This window comes from Gordonia sp. SCSIO 19800 (assembly GCF_018132775.1).
Lineage (GTDB): Bacteria > Actinomycetota > Actinomycetes > Mycobacteriales > Mycobacteriaceae > Gordonia > Gordonia hongkongensis.
The window spans coordinates 1-18218 of the sequence record NZ_JAGRQM010000014.1; the positions used below are offsets into that span (position 1 = coordinate 1).

Genomic DNA, 18218 nt, shown 5'->3' on the forward strand with positions numbered 1-18218 from the left:
GGGTGGGGACTTTTATCTGGCCACCAGCGGGGACCTCGACCTGGCCACCAATGGGGACTTTCTCACGGCCATGGACACTCATACTCCGTTCCGGGACGCGTTCACCTTGAAGAAATGGGAGAGGAACGTCGTCTAGACGAACTAATCCGACTCGCAGTTGCGCGGCCGACTCTGAGGGTGTCGAGCTGGCCTGGGATAGTTTGCAGATGGTAGACGCCAAAAAGAGGCCCGCAGGTCACCTCGACCTGCCATTCCGAACCTGGATTGAGTACTACCAGGATGCACTGAACCTGGTCCACTTGACCTATGGCGGACTCAACAGCATCGATTTCCGCATCGAATTGGGTGACATACTCAGAGGCTTCAGGCTCGAGGTGGAGCGGGGGCGCGACCAGGTGCTACGAGATGCTCTACTAGTGAAGTCGAGGGACGCTCATCGGGAAATAGATGCTGACTATCCGGTCCTCCACGCCCATACCCTCCTGGGACTATGGGGTGCGCTTGAGCGATTAATCGAAGATATATTCATAACGTCGATACTGTACGAACCCTCGCTACTTGCCCACGAGAGATTGAGTAGGGTGAAACTACCTGTTGACGTCATTCTGGGGAGCGGTGAGGATCGCGCCAATGCCATACTTGCAGAATTCATTCGAACTATAGGTGCCGACCAAAAGAAGGGTGTTGGGCAGTTCGAAGCTCTGTTGAAACCGGTTCTGCTCGACGGGCAAGTTCCGAGGGTTGTGCGTGATTCGGTGTTGTTGGCCCAGCAAATAAGGCATGTGTGGGCGCATCGTGGTGGTGTTGCCGATGCGAAGTTCGTGGAGTCATGCAGTTCACGCGCCTCGGTCGGAGACAAGCTGCTGATAGGTTCGAGTGAGTTCCATCATCTCTCTGACGGAATTCAAATGTACGGACTCGTTGTTCTCAACCGGCACTTTCTTAATTCTGGAATGCCCATTCGTACGACGATCGTGCCGGGGTACGAGGGTATCTGGGACGAAATCGGAATGGGCGGCAACGACATCAACGCCGAAGAGGACGCCCCTCGAGACGCACCCGAGGGGCCTCTGTTCAGTAACGAGCCTTGGTAGTTTAGTTTCCTCCGCTGCTCGTGCTGCTGCGCGGGCCTCAGCGCGACGCTCGGAGCATGCGGCGTGCTGCTTCGCGGGGCTTCGTTGCTTGCGTCTTGCTAAACGCGTAGCGACCCGTGTCGGATCCTTGTCGACAGCGATCGCGCGCAGGTATGTGCGGAACTCCTTCGCGCTGCGACCAACGTGCTCGGCAACTCACTCGCGGACCACTTCGGACGGGCTGAGGTCTGTCGTGCCTTTCCGTCTGCGCGGATGACGTCAGCACGATGAAGCAATTAAGCCACAAACCCGAACATGCGTCGGAAATTCGCCTTGTCAGACCGCAGGCTGCGCTGTGAACCACCGCACGCGATACGACGCCTTATCACGTACCACCGACAATGTTCGCGAAGCGACAGGACGACGAAACGCATTGCGCGCCAGACCTATAGCGGCTACACTCGAACATGTATTCGCGCAATCGTCCCCGGGGGTGACAATGTCTGACGAGTCAATCACGGCGCAACCGCGCGCCGTCGAGTTGGTGGCCGAGCTGCACGCGACCCTCGACGAACTGCAGACCGTCGACTTGTCTCAGTGCACCGACGAAGAACTGATGGAAGTCGCCGCCGCGACCGAACGCGCGATCGCGCGAACCACTTACGCCGGCGACCGGCAAATCGCCGAAATCGAGGCTCGTGATCTGCCCCGCAAGACCGGCTGCCGCACTCTCATGCAGTTCATGACCCACCGACTGCGGATCTCCAACCCGCTGCGTCGACGCAAGCAGCTGAACGCCACCGCCGCGCTGACTTGTCTCAACGGCGACCGTCTCGAACCTTAACACCCCACGCTGGCAGAGGCTTTCGCCAAAGGTGCCGTGGGAACCGGGCACGTCCAGGCCGCCATGGATGTCCTCGACCAGATCCCGCATGCTGTCGAACACGACATCAAGGTCGCCGCCGAGCGACAGATGGCCGAGATCGCCGAAGCCCACACGCCTGCCGAGATCACCCAGCTCGGCTCGCGGCTGGTTGCCCACCTCGACCCCGACGGCACACTGTCCGACGACACCGACCAGAAACGACGCCGCGGCCTGTGGATCGGACGCCAACGCGCCGACGGCACCGCCAAGATCTCCGGCACCCTGACACCCGCACTCCACGCCCGACTCACCATGATGTTCGCCGTCTGGGGCAAACCCGGACTCAACAACCCCGACGACCCCGCCTCACCCCAAGGCCCGGCCGCCACCGCCGACCCTGACGCCCTGGCCGCGGCAGTCGACCGCGACGGTCGCACTCTCGCCCAGACGAATCATGATGCACTCGACGCCGCACTGGCCGCCGGCTTCGCCGACGGCGCACTCGGTACCTCGCACCGCGGGCTACCCGTGCAACTGATCGTCAAAGCCGACCTCTCCGACCTGATCCGGGGTGCCGGACTCGCGACCACCGCCACCGGCACCCTGGTGCCCATCCGGGACCTGATCGCGATGGCCGGTGACGTCCAGCCATGGTTGGCGATCTTCAAAGACGCCACCACCGTCCCGCTGCACTTCGGGCGCGGCAAACGCCTCGCCACCCGCGAACAACGACTCGTCTCCTTCGCCCGCCCCTACGGGGAAGTGTGCTCGGCACCCGGCTGCGATCAGCCCGCCACCCACATCGAGCTTCATCACGCCGAACGAGACTGGGCCAAGGGCGGTCTCACCGACATCGACGATCTCGCGCCGGCTTGCCCGCGACACAACCGGATGGTCGGCGACAATCCCGGCCAGTACACCACGCACATCGAGCGCTCGGGACCTGATGAAGGCCGCTGCGTCTGGCGATTGAACGCCGAACCCGGCGCCCCACCCAATCCCGGTCGCCTGAACCGCGGACCCGACATACCGCGGCGGTTCGCAGAACACCTGAACACCGTGCGCGACGAGATCCACGGACCACCACCGCGGCCCGGCGGTCAGACGCGCCCGACCCTTCGTGACGCGCCCTCCGCAAGCTCCGGGCGCTCCTCAGGGAACCGGGCTGACGCGCCTTCCGCAAGCTCCGCAGGGAGCAGGGGGCCCGGCGATCAAGCGCGCCGCTCATGGCTGAAAACCAGCCACGTCATCGACGTCCGACCGCCACTGCGCGTGCGTCGCAGCACCCGTCCATCACCGGTCGAGGCCCACCTCGCGGAGCTCCTCGGCGACGACCCGCTGGTACGCAACGCAACAGGGACGTTCTTCGGACAGCCCTAGAACAACGTATTCGGCCGGACGTAGTTGGCGAGGTCGACGAGCATGAACCGGTGGTCCCGGTTGGTGCGGGTCAGGCGGGCCAGCTGGCGCAGCGAACGTTCGGTGCCGGTGCGGATGCCGTACTCGGTGAACGGGAAACCGAGCAGCGTCGAGGGTTCGTTGTCCTGCTTGGCGTCGTCGGGATTGTCGTGGATCCAGCCCAGCGCGGTGCCCAGCACGATGAGTAGCATCCGGGCCTTGCGTGGTTCGGTGTCCGGGATCTGCTCGAGACGGCGTGCGGCCTCGACGATCTGCTCGCGGGTCACCTGCGAGGTGGGTCGGCCGTGCACGAGCGCGATGATCGCCGTCGCACGCGCGGTGTTGAAGTGGCGGCTGGTGGCCGGGACCTCGTCGAGCGGCTGGATCGCGGCGTCGATGTCACCGGCCGCCACGGCGAGCCGGGCCAGACCGAACGCGGCGGTCACGATGCTGTGATCGGTCAACCACAGATCGTGATAGTGATGTTGCGCAACGTCATACAGTTTGGCGATCTTCTCCGCGGACTTCGCCGGGCCTTTCTCGTCGGCCAGCCAGCGGCCGATGAGTTCGGCGGTGCCGGCGACGGCGAGCTTGGGCGCGACCTCGCCCGGCATCGCGCCGAGCACCTCGTCGAAGCGCTCGTAGGCCAGTTCGGGTTCGTCGTTCATCAACGCGCAGATGCCCATGTACCACTCGACCCGCCACGAATCACCGTGGTGGGCGCGGACTTCCTGGAGAAGGGCGAGCGCGGTGTCGACGTCGTCGAGCTGCAGATGCGCGCGGGCCTCGGCGAGATCGATCTCCCGTGACGGGTGGGCGTTCTTGACCGGCCGGCCGCCGAAGAGCGAGGCGAAACCCTCTGCCCGGGCGGTGTTGATGGAATCAAGGGTCTGTCGCGGGTCCGACAGCGCCGCCGAGGTGAGCAGACTCGCCGCCGGGTCGAGGGGGTTGACCAGCGGGACGGGCAGGGCGTTGGCGATGTCGACCGGATCGTAGAACGCCGCCTGATCGGGGTCGAAGAAGCCATCGACCGGCGCGAGCATCAGGTCCGTGCCGAACGTCGAGCGCTGCGGGGTGAAGACCGTGGACAGCGCGGGCCGCGGGACCCCCGTGTGCACGGCGACCGTCTCGCGCAACACATTCAGCACCTGAGTGCTCATCTCCTCCGCGGAGACGAACCGATCGGCCGGGTCGGGGGCGGTGGCGCGTTGCAGGAGGCGGTAGTACGACGGATTGTTGCGGAAGACAGGCGTTTTCGACGCGGCGGGCAGACCGTCGACGTAGCGTCCGTTCCGCATCTCCATCGGCACGGTCAGGACCGCGAGAGTGCGTCCGATGCTGTAGATGTCGGTCGCGATCTGCGGTCCGGTCTTGACGATCTCCGGTGCCTGGAACCCGGGCGTGCCGTAGAGGTGCCCGTAGCCGTTGATCGGCGAGACGGCGCCGAGGTCGATCAGCTTCACCTCGTCGCTGCCGACCATGATGTTCTCGGGTTTCACGTCGTTGTAGACCAGGCCGACCGAGTGCAGATAGCCCACGGCGAGAAGCACTTCCAGGATGTAGGCCAGGCCCTGCTCCACCGACAGCAGGGAGTTGTCCGGATCGCCCGCGGTGATCTGTTTGAGCGTCTGGCCGCCGATGTACTCCATCACGATGTATCCGAAGCGGTCATCGTCGCCGACGTGCTCGACGAAGTTGTAGATCTTGACGATCCCGGGATGGTTGACCGAGGCCAGGAACTGCCGTTCCGCGACCGCGACGCGCTGCGCCTCCGAATCCGAGGAATTCAGCAGGCCTTTGAGGACGACGGGCCGGTCGCTCACGTTGCGGTCGATGGCCAGGTAGATCCAGCCGAGGCCGCCGTGGGCGATGGCGCCGGCGATCTCGTACTGGTCGGCGACCAATGTTCCGGGAGCCAGTCCCGGGACGAAGGAGTACCGGGCGCCGCAGTTGCCACAGTCGCCGGTCGGGGGACCGGCGCCCTCGCCCTCGGCTCGACCGACGGGTTTGCCGCAGCGCCAGCAGAACCGCTTGCTGTCGGCGATCACCGGGTCGTCGATGACGGCGTCCTCGGGCTCGATGTCGGTGATCTTCGGCATCTCGACCAGGCCGCTGCCGATCCGTCGCTCGTGCACCGGAGGCCGACGCCGCGGAACCAGACGCCGGCCGAGCGGACCGGAGTCGGGTTCGGGATGGGGCACGGCCGGACGCTGCCGTTCGACGCGGTCGGTCCGGTCGTCGGGGTCGACCCCGACGGTGAACACCGGTGCGACGGCCTGGGTTCCGACATCCGGGTCGGTGCGTCGGCCGGGCCGGGGGTCGGTGGTGTCGGCCATGTCGTCGGGGCCCTCGGTCAGCGCCGCCAGGTCGGCCCGCTGGGTGCCGACGTCGACCACCTTCGCGGTCGTCTCGGCGTCCTCACCACCGGGACGGCCACCGCCCGGGCCGGGACCGTCGAGGTCGGCGTCGTCGTCGCCGAGCAGGGCGTCGAGCGAGACCCGCTGGGTGCCGAGGTCGTCGCCCCGGTCGCCGTGGGTGACGTCGTCTGTGTCGTGCCCGTTCCGGGCCGCGTCGTCCATGGGCATCAGTCCCGGTAATACGGCTGGGGAGCGCCGTACCCACTGTCGAGGATGGACAGCCACCGGTCCCGGATCTCCTGCCATCGGCCGGTCACCCGGATGCGCTCGAGCACGCCGTTGACGAACCGGATCATATCGTCCTGGCCCTTGGGAATCCCGACGCCGTAGAACTCCTCGCCGAGGCTGGGACCGACGACCCGCAACCACGGATCCTGTGCGGCGAGACCGGCGAGGATCGCGTCGTCGGTGGTCGCCGCGTCGATCTGACCCTGCTGCATCAGGACCAGGCAATCGGCCCAGGTCGTCGTGCTGACGATCGTGGCTCGGGGCTGGATGGCCTGGATACGACCGATCGAGGTGGTCCCGCGCGCGGCGCAGACCCGCTTGTCGGCGAGCTGCGCCGGACCGGTCACGTTGGAGTTCCGGAACGACAGGATGCGCTGGGACGCGACGTAATAGGGAGCCGAGAAACTGATGTCGCGCAACCGGTCGCAGGTGATGCTCATCGTCTTGATCACCAGATCGACCGTCATGTCCCGCAGGGCGTCGATCCGCTGGGCGGAACTCAACACCTGGAACTCGACGCGGCGGTCGTCGCCGAAGATGGCGCCGGCGATCTCGTGCGCGATGTCGACGTCGAAGCCCTGGATGTCGCCGGTGATCGGGTCGCGGAAGCTGAACAGGTTGGACCCGATGTCGAGCCCGACGATGAGCCGGCCCCGCTCGAGGATGCCGGCCATCGTCGAATTGATCGGCATCTGACGCGGCGGCGGCATCTGGGCGGGCGGCCGCAGGGTCAGGGTCGCGTTGCAGGCCTCGGAACTCGGCGGCGGTTCGACGGGCACGTCGACCTGGACGCCGGGCAGCATCGGTTGCCCGGCGGTCGCCGTCGGCGGGGGTGATTCAGGTGCGGGGAAACGCACGCACCCGGTGGCGACGAGGCCGGTGAGCGCGAGCAGGACCACGACGGTCAGCAGGCGGCGAGGCGAGGAGACGGTCATCATCGGTACTCCCGGATGCGCGGTATGAGACCGCCCACGACCGCGACTCCGGCGAAGACGGTGAGCAGCAGGATGCCGGTGCCGGTGAACCCGAGGACCCGTTGCGCGGTGTTGATGTCGTCCCGGAAGGAGTTCCGCGCAGTCGTGATCGCATCGACCAGCGCGGTGTCCACCGCGGTGTAGGCGCGCGCCGAACTGTCCGGTCCGTCGCCGACGGTGTGCAGGCGCGCGAGACCGAAGTTGCCGGTCTGGATGTAGCGGCGAACCGCGGCGTCGGTGCGGCGCCACTCGGTCAGCGCCGCCGTGACCGTGTCCAGTTGTTCGCCGGTGACCGCGCTGTCGCCGTCTTCGGTGCCCTCGCGGACGTCGTCGACGATGTTGCCGATCTCGCTGGTCGCCGCGGAGAAGCTGCGCTCGAGACCGCCCTGATCACCGCGGCGGATGAGCGAGAGCGTCTCGGCCGACCGCGCCTGCTGGGTCAGGATCCGGGCGGCGGTCAGGTCGCGGAGCGGGTCGGCGCCCTCGGTGCGGGCGTCGCTGGTGGCGGCCACCGACATCAGACCGGAGGCGAGCAACCACAGGGTTCCGACGCTGAGGGCGAAGATGGCCGCCACGATGCCGATGTTGAACCGCCGCCGGGTCCGCCGAGCGAGATAGCGCGACGTCAGGATCAGCGCGGCGAGCAGGAACAGCAGCGGCGCGTACACGGTCCAGGGTGGACGGGTGAGGGTCTGCTGGGGGTCGGCGATGGCCATCGATCGCCGTTCGTAGAGGCGCTGGGCGGCCGGGAGGATCTGGTCCTGCATCATCGACGACGCCTGGCCGAGATACGCCGATCCCACCGGGTTGCCGAGCCGGTTGTTCGTCCGCGCCGTCTCGATGAGTCCGCTGTAGACCGGGATCGAGGTGGACAGGGTCTCGAGATCGGCGCTGACCGCCTGCTCGGCCCGGTCCGACACCATGCCGGAACCGGGTTCGCTGGAGGTGCCGGTGGCCAGGATCAGCGACGACGACGCCGTCGCCAGCGCGTCGGAGTAGCGCTGCCGCAGATCGGGGGTCTCCAGTCCGCCGGAGATGAACGCCGCGTTCGCCGACGCGTCGGCGATCGACAGCGAGCTGTAGAGAACCTGCGCGGCCTCGGCGAGCGGTTCGGTCCGATCGATGAGGCGCTGCAGAGTCTGGGTGCGGTCTTCCAGCACCGTTGATGCGTACAGGCCGGTGCTCAGACAGCCGAGCGCCAGGATTCCGCAGATGATGATCAGCTTGCCCGGGGTCGTGACGGCGAAGTGGCGCAGGGTCTGGAACGGGGACTGGGCGCGTTCCCGGGCGGTGGCGACGAGTTCGCGTCGGTCGGCGAGCACCTGGCGAATCGGGGGTGAGGCCTGTGCCGGACGGATCGTGCGACCGCCACGCGTCAGCGCCGTCCGCACGGAGGACGCGTCGCCGGTCACCTACCTGATCCCTTCTCGAACGCTGGATCGTCTCCGGTGCGGTCCTACGGTCACCGGTTCCCCGTTCCGGATTCGCGTGACCGGGCGATCAACGTCAGGGGTTGTGTCATCTGGGTCATCGTTCACCGGGTCGTGCGTGTTTCACCCTATGTCATCGTGCCGGGTTCCTCCCGAGTCGACCGGCGCCGCGCCGCCGACCTCGGCGGTTCGCGCGTGCCGGGTGCTCGCCGACGGCACCTCGTGGTTCCGAGCCGCGATGAGAGGGCTTCGCGGTCTCCCTGGCAGGTGTTGCGCATCTCACTTACGGTGGAGGCACCCGGTCGGGGCGACCGGGTTGCGAGGAGGCGTGGTGCGCGGCGACGGCGACGGCTGGGTGATCGATCCCGATGGTTCTCGATATTGGGGTATCCACGGTGCGGCAGGTCTGCTGCTGCGGGCACCGCTGCCGGACGGATCGACCGGGGTGCTTCTCCAACACCGCGCCGCGTGGTCGCATCAGGGCGGCACGTGGGCGCTGCCCGGCGGGGCCCGCGACTCGCACGAGGGTGCCATCGACACCGCGATCCGCGAGGCCGAGGAAGAAGCCGGGATCACCGCCGACGATCTGCGCGTCGTCGCAGCGGTCGTCACCCTCGAGGCGCCCGGCGGATGGACCTACACGACGGTCATCGCCGAGACGGACTCGCCGGTCCGCACGGTCGCCAACTTCGAATCCACGGAACTGCGATGGGTCGACGAGAAGCGCGTCGATCAACTACCGCTGCACCCCGCGTTCGGACTCGCGTGGCCCGTCCTCCGCGACCGGATCGCGATGTTGGATCCCCAGAGCTGATCACCGCTCCCTGAGGAGCCCGGGGTCACACCCCGGCGCGGTCGGACTCCAGCAGTCGGTTCGCCCCGGCGACCAGCGCGTGGACGTTCGCCTCGTCGCTGCTCGCGCCCTCACCGACGGCCCAGGCCTGCCGGCCGTCGTGCTCGCACAGCAGGAACGTCGTGACCATGCCGTCGACGACCCGCTGGTGCAGCCGGACGATCTGAACCGGGGCGCCGACGTCGTAGAGGATCGAGGTCATCGCACCGACGGGGCCGGCGGCGACGGCGCTGCGGGACATGATGCGGTCGGCGATCGCGAGCGTCGCGCGGCACTCGACCAGGTCGCCCGAGTACGGGACGGCAGAGAAGGAGCCCAGCCGGATCGTGCCGCCACGGGAGTACTCGTCGGTGAATTCCGGCCAGGTCATCCCGGCGGCCTCCTCGTGCATCCCAGGGGGAAGCGGGCGGCCGAAACGTGCGGCGAAGTGGTCGCCGCCGTGCCGGTCGTCGCGCTCGGTCCACGAACAGGATCGACGAGGTAGATGAAGAGGGTGCATCTCGAAAACCGATTTCGGTCGAAGAACGGATGACCGACTGGAGAGCGCAACCGACCCGCAGCGGGGGGTCGGTCAGATTCAGACCCCGCTGCGGCGGGTTACGAGAACGCTCGTGATGCACAACATGATCGGTCCACCATAGACCCGCGACACCGACCGGGCAAACGTGTTTCCGCCAGGGAACCGCTAGAGCATCGCGGCGAGGTCGCCGGCTGCGGCGGCCGGGTCGTCGGCCGCGGTGATGGCCCGCACGACGACGATGCGCCGCGCCCCGAGCGCGGTGACCTCCCCGACGCGGCCGGCGTCGACCCCGCCGATGGCGAACCACGGCTTGGCTGATTGTGTTGCGGCCGTTGAGGACACGAGGTCGAGGCCGGCGGCGGCGCGGCCCGGTTTGGTGGGGGTGGTCCAGCACGGACCGACGCAGAAGTAGTCGACGTCGTCGTCGGCGATCGCGGCGGCAGCCTGCTCGGGGTCGTGGGTCGAGGCGCCGATGACGACGTCCGGTCCGACGATCCGGCGGGCCGCCGACGGCGACAGGTCGCCCTGTCCGACGTGCAGGACATCGGCCCCGGAGAGCGCCGCGATGTCGGCGCGGTCGTTGACCGCCAGCAGGGCACCGTGCGCGTCGGCGACCGTCCGCATGCCCGCGAGGATCTCGAGTTCCTCGCCCGCCTCCAGGGTCCCGAATTCGCGCTCACCCGGCGAGTTCTTGTCGCGCAGCTGCACGATGTCGACGCCGCCCGCGAGCGCCGCGTCGACGAAGTCGAGCAGATCACCGCGTTCGCGCCGGGCGTCGGTGCACAGGTACAGGCGGGCCGTGGAGAGCCGCCGGCGACGGTCCGTCGCGGAGCCGGGGTCCGTCGACGCGGAGCTGGTGCGGTTCGGGGTCGTCACGCCGACCAGGCTAACCGGACCCCCGACGCCCCGGCGTAGGGTGGATCGCACGAACACACGGGAGTCCGGATCGGCCGGGCTGAGAGTGCGGACAGATTCCGCTGACCGTCGAACCTGATCCGGGTCATTCCGGCGAAGGAAGGTGATTCCCAGCGTGGATTCCCCACCGCAGCGCCCTGCCCACCGCGCCCTGACGGTCGTCGGGGGCGGTGTCATCGGGCTGACCTGTGCGCTCACCGCGGCCGACGCCGGATGGCGGGTTCGCGTCCTCGACGCCGGCACCGACGAGCGCGCGTCCTGGGTCGCCGGCGGCATGCTCGGTTCACTCGGCGAGGGTCATCCCGGCGAGGACGCGTCCCTGGCCCTGTCGGTCGAATCGGTCCGGCTGTGGCCGGCGCTCGTGAAGCGGCTCGACGACCCGGGTGTCGTCACCGCCACCGACTCGCTGTTCGTCGCGGCCTCGGCCACCGACATCGAATACCTGCGGCATCTCGCCGATTTCGTCTGGGCCGGGCAGCCCGCCACCGATGCCGCGCTGCAGTCGGTGACCGGCCGCGACATCCGGACCCTGGAACCGTCGCTGAGCTCTCGACTGGTCGGTGGCTACCGCGCGGTCGGCGAGTGGTCCGTCGACAACCGGCGGCTGCTCGAGGCGTTGCGCGCCGCCGCGACGTCGGCGGGTGCCGAGTTGGTCTCCGCGCGCGTCGAATCCCTGGCCGACCTCGACGACCTCGGTTCCGACACCCAGATCCTGCTCGCCGCTGGACTGGGCACCGCGGCCCTCTGGCCGGGTGTGGACCTGCATGCGGCGAAGGGGGAGATCCTCCGCCTGCACCGCACGCGCTGGTCGGTGCCGCCGCCCGGTCACGTCGTCCGGGCACGCCTCCACGGGCGGGCCGTGTACCTGGTGCCGCGCGAGGACGGAGTCGTCGTCGGCGCCACCCAGTACGAGGCCGAGGGGACGGCCGACCGCGCGCCGCAGGCCGGCGGGGTCGCGGATCTGCTCGCCGACGCGATCGAGGTCTTCCCCGGGCTGCGGACCTACGAACTGACCGAAGCGGGGGCCGGTCTGCGGCCGTGCACCGCGGACGGATTGCCGATCGTCACCCGTGTGGACACACGAACGGTCGTGGCGACCGGGCACGGGCGCAACGGGATCGTCCTCGCCCCGGGCACCGCCGCCCGCGTGTTGTCGATTCTGGAAGGAGCAGAGGAATGAGTATCACCGCCAGCATCACCGTCAACGGCAAGAGCGTCGACGTCGGCGCCGACACGTCGGTGCGCGACGTCGTCACCGGGCTGGGGTTGCCGGACCGGGGGATCGCGGTCGCGGTGGACGGCGCGGTCGTCCCGCGCGGCCGCTGGGACCGGCACACGATGACCGACGGTGCCGTCGTCGAGATCGTCACGGCGGTGCAGGGTGGCTGACCTCGCCGATCTGAAGCCCGACGCCTCGCGGACCGAGCAGAAGTCCGGCGACGAGACGATCCCGGATGCGGACCATCTGCGCATCGCCGGTCGCGACTTCTCGTCGCGACTCATCACCGGTACCGGCGGCGCGTCGAATCTCGCGACCCTGGAACGCGCGCTGGTCGCGTCGGGGACCGAGCTGACCACCGTCGCGGTTCGGCGCGTCGACGCGGCCTCGGGCACCGGGGTCTTCGATCTGCTGCGCCGGCTCGACATCGCCGTCCTGCCCAACACCGCGGGCTGTCACACCACCGCCGAGGCGGTCCTGACCGCCCAGCTGGCGCGCGAGGCGTTCGAGACCGACTGGGTGAAGCTCGAGGTGGTCGCCGACGAACGCACCCTGATGCCCGACGCCATCGAACTCGTCGACGCCGCGGCCGCACTGGTGGCCGACGGTTTCGTCGTGCTGGCCTACACCAACGACGATCCGGTCCTGGCCGCGCGACTCGCCGATCTCGGGGTGGCGGCGGTGATGCCCCTCGGATCGCCCATCGGGACCGGACTCGGAATCCTCAACCCGCACAACATCGAGATGATCGTCGACGACTGCCACACCCGCTTCGACGACCCGCTGCCGGTCATTCTCGACGCGGGCATCGGCACGGCGAGCGACGCGGCCCTGGCGATGGAACTCGGTTGCGACGGCGTGCTTCTGGCCACCGCCGTGACCCGGGCGGAGAACCCTGAACTGATGGCGACGGCGATGCGGCACGCGGTGACCGCGGGCCGCCTGGCCGCGCGTGCGGGCCGGATCCCCAAGCGTTTCTGGGCGCACGCGTCCTCACCCGGGCGCGACCGGGACTGACCCGCGGTCCCGCGGCAGGCCGTCCGAATGACAGACCGGGCCGCTCGGGGTTCGGCGGCTATGGTCGAGTCGTGTTGCAGGTAGCGAATCTGACGAAGGACTTCGGCGGTCAACGCGCGGTCGACGACCTCACCTTCGAGGTGGGGCCGGGACGGGTCACCGGTTTCCTGGGCCCCAACGGTGCGGGTAAGTCGACGACCATGCGGATGATGCTCGGACTCGACCGTTCGACATCGGGCACGGCGACGATCAACGGGCAGCGCTACCGGGACCTCGAGCATCCGCTGCGGCAGGTCGGTGCGCTGCTCGACGCCCGGTGGGTGCATCCCAATCGCAGTGCGCGGTCCCACTTGCGGTGGCTCGCGGCGAGCAACCGGATCCCGGCCGCCCGCGTCGACGAGGTGCTCGAGACGGTCGGGCTCACCTCGGTGGCCAAGAAGCGCGCCGGCGGCTTCTCGCTCGGTATGTCGCAGCGGCTCGGGCTGGCGGGTGCCCTGATCGGCGACCCGCACACACTGCTGTTCGACGAGCCGGTCAACGGCCTCGACCCGGAGGGCATCGTGTGGATCCGCGGGTTCATGCGCAAGCTCGCCGCGGAGGGGCGGACGGTGTTGGTGTCGAGCCATCTGCTCACCGAGATGTCGCTCACCGCAGACCATCTCGTCGTCATCGGGCGGGGCCGGCTGATCGCCGACTGTTCGGTGGCGGAGTTCACCGGGCGGGCACGGCAGTCGGTGCGGGTGCGCGGCCCGCAGCTCGAACAGTTGCATGCCGCGCTCGCGTCGGCGGGGCTGAATCCCGCGCCGGGTGACCCGGATGCCCACGGGCGCCCGGTGATGCGCGTGCCGGACACCACGACCGATCGGGTCGGCGACCTCGCCGCCGCCGCGGGCATCACCCTGCACGAACTCGCCGCCGAGTCGGCGTCACTGGAAGAGGTCTTCATGTCGATGACGGCGCACGCCGTCGACTACACCGCCGTCGACAACCGCGCCGTCCACGACCCCGACGCCCACAACCGGGCCGTCGGGAACCACGGGGGAGTGAACCGGTGATCGCCGCGATCAACGCCGAACGGATCAAACTCGCCAGCACCCGGTCGCCGTACTGGTGCCTCGGCGTCGTCGTGGTGCTGGGCCTGGGCTTCGCGGTGCTGCTCGGCGCCATCGCCGGCGGTTCCTACGGCAGTCCCGGTGAGACCGACACCCTGACCGACGACTTCCTGCTCGGCGTCAACCAGTTCGGGGTCGCGGTGCTCGCGATCATGGCGATCCTGGGCGTCACCACCGAATATCGCTTCGGCACGATCCGACCGACGTTCGCGGCGATCCCGCGTCGGCCACAGGTCCTCCTCGCGAAAGCGGTCGTGTTCGGCGGACTCTCGTTCGCGGTGGTGGCCATCGTGTCCGTCGTCGCGGTCGTGGCGGCGCAGGTGCTCGCCGGCGTCGGAGTCTCGCTGACCGGACCCGAGACCGTCCGGCATCTCTGGGGGACGCCGGTTTTCGCGATGCTGTGCGCGCTGATCGGCCTCGCGGTGGGTGCGTTGGTGCGGCATTCGGCCGGTGCGGTGGCGATCGTGCTCGTCTGGATGCTGGCCCTCGAGCGCATCGTGTCGGTGCTCCCGCGGGTGGGCGAGCACATCGTGTCGTTCTTGCCGTTCCTGAACGGGTGGAACTTCCTCGCCGGCGGGAGCGACACGTTCCACTGGAACGCCTACGGTTCGTTGGCCTACTTCGCGGGCTTCACGATCGTGTTGCTGGCGGCGGCAGTGGCCGTGACCAATGCCCGGGATGCGTAGTTCGCGGATTTTCTTCCGCCGATGTCAAATCCGGGATTGGCCGCGTGTCGACAGGGCCATCCGGTCGGACCACATTGGTGCTTCCGGGCGGCCCATTGTAGGGCCCAGCAGACTAAAATTCGCGGTTATGTCCACGAATTGGCCGCTCGTCGAGCGCGATCGGGAGTTCCGCACGATCCAGGCGGCCCTCAGGGGTGAGACGACCGGCTGTGGGGTGGTCCTGACCGGTGACTCGGGCGTGGGCAAGACGACCCTCGCCCGGCACGTCACCGCCGAGTTGCCGACCGGGGTGCGCTGGGTGGCGGGCACCGAGTCCGCGCGCTCGATCCCGCTCGGTGTGTTCGCGCATCTCGTCGGTCCGGCGACGTCGAGCGATCCGGTCACCTACCTTGCGGCGGCCCGTGAATCGCTCCTCGCCGACGGCGATGTCGTGATCGGGGTCGACGACGCCCACCTGCTCGACGAACTGTCGGCGACACTGCTGCATCAGCTCGCGATCGACCGTGCGGTGCACATCGTCGCGACGGTCCGCAGCGGCGAGACCGTCCCGGATGCGGTGACCTCGCTGTGGAAGGACAATCACCTCACGCGGATCACGTTGTCGCCGTTCACCAAAGAGCAGAGCGTCGACCTCATCGAGTCGGTGCTCGGCGGGCAGCTCGAGGAGCATTCGGCCGATCTCATGTGGGAGGCCTCCGGTGGGAACGCCCTGTTCCTACGGCATCTCGTCGACGGTGCGCGGCAGGCCGACACGCTGCGGCAGGTCAACGGCGTGTGGCAGCTACGCGGACGCGCCGCCATCACCTCGGAGCTCGCATCGCTGCTCGAGGGGCGGATCGAGCAACTCGACGCGCCGGTTCTCGGGGCCCTCAAATACCTCAGTCTGTGCGAACCCCTCGACATCGACGTCCTCGCCGAGCTCGCCGGCGAAGAAGCCGTCGAAGAGGCGGAGATCGCCGGGCTGGTGCGCATCACCCGCGACGGGCGGCGTCTCGACGTCGCCTTCCACCATCCGCTGTTCGGTGAGGTGATCCGGCGCCGCCTGGGTCTCGTGTCGTCGCGGCGGCTGCGCGGCCGGCTCGTCGAGGCGTTGCAGTCACGGCCCACGAACACCCCGGCCGAGCGGATTCGGCTCGCCGATCTCGCGATCGAGAGCGACGTGGAGATCGACCTCGCGCTGGTACGGACCGCCGCACGCGATGCCCTGAACCTCGCGCAGACGCCGCTCGGCGAACGATTCGCGCGGGCGGCGCTCGACGAGGGCGGTGGACTCGAGGAGGCCGAGTTGCTCGCGCGGGCGGTCATGTGGCAGGGGCATCCGGACGAGGCGCGGGACATCCTGTCCCGCTTCTCGCCCGACGATCTCGACGAGGGTCGACTCGTGCTGTGGGGCAATTCGATCATCGGCAACACGTTCTGGGCTCTGGGCGACGCTGATCGGGCCGACGAGATCCTGCGGTTGCTGACCGAGCGGGTCACCCACCCGGCACTCACGCCGATCGTCACCGGAATCGCCTCGGCGTGCGCCCTCTTCGAGAACCGGATCGACGAGGCGATCACGCTGTCCGACACCGTCCTCGCCGAATCCAGGGCGCTGCCGTGGGCGGTGGAGTGGGCGGTCTTCGGTGGCAGCCTCGCCCGTGCGGTCGCCGGTCGGGGAGCGGAGGTCGGGGCGCTGGCCGAACACTCGCGCGAGGTCGAGGTGGACGGATTGCTCCGGTTCCCCACCGGTTTCGGCGAGACCCTCGCGCTGACCCTCACCGGCCGACTCGACGACGCGGACGGTGCCGCGGGGCGTTTCGTGTCCGCCGCGCAGACCGCGCAGTACCTGGGCTGGGCGATGTCCGGAATACTCGTCGCCGCAGTCGAACTCGCCCGCGGATCGTGCGCCTCGGTGACCCGGCGGATGGAGCAGACCCTCGCCATCCTCGACAGTGGCCGGTTCTCCGAGTCGTGGAACTTCCCGGCCCACATCTTCCTGGTGCAGGCCCTGAGTGCGCTGGGACAGGCCGATCGTGCCGCGGCCGCGCTGGCCAAGGCGCGGAAACGTTCCGGCAAGCATGTGGCCGTCTTCGGGCCCATGCTCGCCATCGCGGCGGCCTGGCAGTCGGCGGCCGCCGGAACCGTCACGCCCGCCGTCGAACTCGCGCACTCCGCGGCCACATCCGCCCGTGCCGCCGGTCAGTTCGCGGTGGAGGCCGAGGCCCTGCACACCGCCGCCCGGTTCGGGGACGGCGGCGTCGCCGACCGGCTCACCGAACTGGCCGAGCGCGTCGACGGTCCGCTCTCGGATCTGTACGCGCGCCACGCCGCGGCCCTCCGCGACGGTGATGCGGTCGAACTCGATCTGTGCTCGACGGCGTTCGAGGACTCCGGGGTGTGCCTGTCCGCCGCGGACGCGGCCGCGCAGGCCAGTGTCCTGCACGACGCGGCGGGCAGACGGTCCGCGACCGTGGCGTCGGCCGCGGTGGCGAACCGACTCGCGTCGCAGTGCGGTGGCCTGCGGACGCCGGCGCTGATCTCGGCCGCGCAACCGTTGCCGTTGACGTCGCGCGAGCGGGAGATCGCCAACCTCGCTGCGGCGGGCCTGTCCAACAAGGACATCGCGCAGCGACTCACCGTCTCGGTCCGCACCGTCGAAGGTCATCTGTTCCGCGCCTACACCAAGCTGGATGTGGGTGACCGTGCCGAGCTTGCTGAGCTACTCCTCAAAGACCAGCGAAAGCCCGGCTGAAAACCACCCGTAGGAAACGGACAGTCGACGACAGCTCGCCGGTGCCGCTCGGACGGGTGGTTTCCGGTGCGGTCCTCGACGGCTCAGTCGCTCGGCCGGCTGAGGGCCGCGATCACCTCGTCGTCGTCCACCTGAGTGAAGTCGCCGTAGGACAGGCCGACGGCCCGGAACGGTTCCGGCGTCACGAGGACGATCACGTCGTCGGCGCCCCGATCCCGCAGTCGCTGAATCGAATCGGAGGGTGCCGTGGGTACCGCCACCACCACGTGGGTGGCGCCGGCGGACCGGACGGAGTCGACCGCGACGGCCATGCTCGACCCGGTGGCGAGACCGTCGTCGACCAGGATGACCGTCCGGCCGCCGAGCTCGGTGCCGGGACGTCCGCCGCGGTAACGTCGTTCGCGGTCGTCGAGGATGCGCCGCTGTCGATCGGCGGCCTCGTCGAACTCGCTGCGGGACACTTCGAGTCGACGCGGTATGTCGTCGTTGACCACCAGGTGGTGCGCGGTGAGCGCGCCCATGGCGAACTCCTCGTGGCCGGGCGCCCCGATCTTGCGCACCACCAGCACGTCCATCGCGCACCTGCCTGTCGACGCCGCGATGGCGTCGGCGACCTCGCGGGCGACCGGAACCCCGCCGCGCGCGAGTCCCAGGACAACAGGTTCTGTTGTACCGGCCTCCGGAATGCCGACGCCGTACCGGACTTCGACGACCCGCGCACCCAGCAACCGACCCGCCTCGCGGCGGTCGGCGAAGATGCGGGCGCGCATGGGCAGG

The 18218-nt window shown here is 68.8% G+C and carries 14 protein-coding genes, 1 pseudogene and 1 riboswitch; of the genes and pseudogenes, 9 read left to right on the top strand and 6 right to left on the bottom strand.

Going from position 1 to position 18218, the window contains the following annotated elements:
- Positions 1–206 precede the first annotated feature (206 nt).
- On the top strand, positions 207–1094 hold the full coding sequence (locus KB201_RS15885; RefSeq protein ID WP_211539761.1) for a hypothetical protein: 888 nt from the start codon (positions 207–209) through the stop codon (positions 1092–1094).
- A 478-nt stretch (positions 1095–1572) separates the two neighbouring features.
- Positions 1573–3318, top strand: a pseudogene (locus tag KB201_RS15890) (DUF222 domain-containing protein).
- Here the strand turns inward: KB201_RS15890 and KB201_RS15895 are convergent.
- Genes KB201_RS15895 through KB201_RS15905 form a run of 3 tightly spaced genes read right to left on the bottom strand, consistent with a single transcriptional unit; the run spans position 3315 to position 8367 of the window.
- Entirely contained in the window at positions 3315–5915 is a 2601-nt protein-coding gene (locus KB201_RS15895; protein WP_211539827.1) for a serine/threonine-protein kinase, read from the bottom strand. The pseudogene KB201_RS15890 and the gene KB201_RS15895 overlap by 4 nt on opposite strands.
- A gap of 5 nt (positions 5916–5920) precedes the next feature.
- Positions 5921–6919, bottom strand: coding sequence for a glutamate ABC transporter substrate-binding protein (locus KB201_RS15900; RefSeq protein WP_211539763.1), 999 nt, complete (start codon positions 6917–6919; stop codon positions 5921–5923).
- Positions 6916–8367: a hypothetical protein gene (locus KB201_RS15905; protein WP_211539765.1), complete on the bottom strand. Its 1452-nt coding sequence runs from the start codon at positions 8365–8367 to the stop codon at positions 6916–6918. Before KB201_RS15905 ends, KB201_RS15900 begins: the two co-directional genes overlap by 4 nt.
- 349 nt (positions 8368–8716) lie before the next feature.
- On the opposite strand from KB201_RS15905, the gene KB201_RS15910 reads away from it, so the two are divergent.
- A complete protein-coding gene (locus KB201_RS15910; protein WP_211539767.1) occupies positions 8717–9199 on the top strand; it encodes an NUDIX hydrolase in 483 nt (160 codons plus the stop codon).
- A gap of 25 nt (positions 9200–9224) precedes the next feature.
- On the opposite strand, the gene KB201_RS15915 is transcribed toward KB201_RS15910, so the two are convergent.
- Positions 9225–9608 carry a hypothetical protein gene (locus KB201_RS15915; RefSeq protein ID WP_211539768.1) on the bottom strand — a complete coding sequence of 128 codons (384 nt, stop codon included), beginning with the start codon at positions 9606–9608 and terminating at the stop codon, positions 9225–9227.
- Between the two features lie 315 nt (positions 9609–9923).
- Positions 9924–10634, bottom strand: a complete 711-nt coding sequence (gene thiE / locus KB201_RS15920; RefSeq protein WP_211539769.1) for a thiamine phosphate synthase — start codon at positions 10632–10634, stop codon at positions 9924–9926.
- Positions 10635–10681: 47 nt separating this feature from the next.
- Positions 10682–10793: riboswitch (TPP riboswitch) on the top strand.
- Between thiE and thiO the strand changes: the two genes are divergently transcribed.
- The 6 genes from thiO (at position 10789) to KB201_RS15950 (ending at position 17441) form a co-directional block, all read left to right on the top strand.
- Positions 10789–11853: a glycine oxidase ThiO gene (gene thiO / locus KB201_RS15925; protein ID WP_211539770.1), complete on the top strand. Its 1065-nt coding sequence runs from the start codon at positions 10789–10791 to the stop codon at positions 11851–11853. (Overlaps the previous riboswitch by 5 nt.)
- Complete coding sequence (thiS, locus tag KB201_RS15930; RefSeq protein WP_058249608.1) at positions 11850–12062, top strand: sulfur carrier protein ThiS; 213 nt, start codon at positions 11850–11852, stop codon at positions 12060–12062. Before thiO ends, thiS begins: the two co-directional genes overlap by 4 nt.
- Positions 12063–12120: 58 nt before the next feature.
- Positions 12121–12909, top strand: coding sequence for a thiazole synthase (locus KB201_RS15935; protein WP_280361828.1), 789 nt, complete (start codon positions 12121–12123; stop codon positions 12907–12909).
- Between the two features lie 71 nt (positions 12910–12980).
- Positions 12981–13964: an ABC transporter ATP-binding protein gene (locus KB201_RS15940; protein ID WP_280360241.1), complete on the top strand. Its 984-nt coding sequence runs from the start codon at positions 12981–12983 to the stop codon at positions 13962–13964.
- Positions 13961–14707 (top strand): ABC transporter permease, encoded by a 747-nt coding sequence (locus KB201_RS15945; RefSeq protein WP_068970954.1) that lies wholly within the window; start codon positions 13961–13963, stop codon positions 14705–14707. The genes KB201_RS15940 and KB201_RS15945 overlap by 4 nt, the downstream gene beginning before the upstream one ends.
- A gap of 127 nt (positions 14708–14834) precedes the next feature.
- A complete protein-coding gene (locus KB201_RS15950; RefSeq protein WP_211539771.1) occupies positions 14835–17441 on the top strand; it encodes a LuxR C-terminal-related transcriptional regulator in 2607 nt (868 codons plus the stop codon).
- A gap of 83 nt (positions 17442–17524) precedes the next feature.
- Here the strand turns inward: KB201_RS15950 and KB201_RS15955 are convergent, their stop codons facing one another.
- Complete coding sequence (locus KB201_RS15955) at positions 17525–18211, bottom strand: phosphoribosyltransferase (RefSeq protein ID WP_211539772.1); 687 nt, start codon at positions 18209–18211, stop codon at positions 17525–17527.
- Positions 18212–18218 lie beyond the last annotated feature (7 nt).

Excerpts from the sequence above, each read along its gene's own strand:
- KB201_RS15885 (WP_211539761.1), top strand. The coding sequence starts at position 207 with ATGGTAGACGCCAAAAAGAGGCCCGCAGGTCACCTCGACCTGCCATTC.
- KB201_RS15895 (WP_211539827.1), bottom strand. The coding sequence starts at position 5,915 with ATGGACGACGCGGCCCGGAACGGGCACGACACAGACGACGTCACCCAC.
- KB201_RS15900 (WP_211539763.1), bottom strand. The coding sequence starts at position 6,919 with ATGATGACCGTCTCCTCGCCTCGCCGCCTGCTGACCGTCGTGGTCCTG.
- KB201_RS15915 (WP_211539768.1), bottom strand. The coding sequence starts at position 9,608 with ATGACCTGGCCGGAATTCACCGACGAGTACTCCCGTGGCGGCACGATC.
- thiS (WP_058249608.1), top strand. The coding sequence starts at position 11,850 with ATGAGTATCACCGCCAGCATCACCGTCAACGGCAAGAGCGTCGACGTC.
- KB201_RS15950 (WP_211539771.1), top strand. The coding sequence starts at position 14,835 with ATGTCCACGAATTGGCCGCTCGTCGAGCGCGATCGGGAGTTCCGCACG.
- KB201_RS15955 (WP_211539772.1), bottom strand. The coding sequence starts at position 18,211 with ATGCGCGCCCGCATCTTCGCCGACCGCCGCGAGGCGGGTCGGTTGCTG.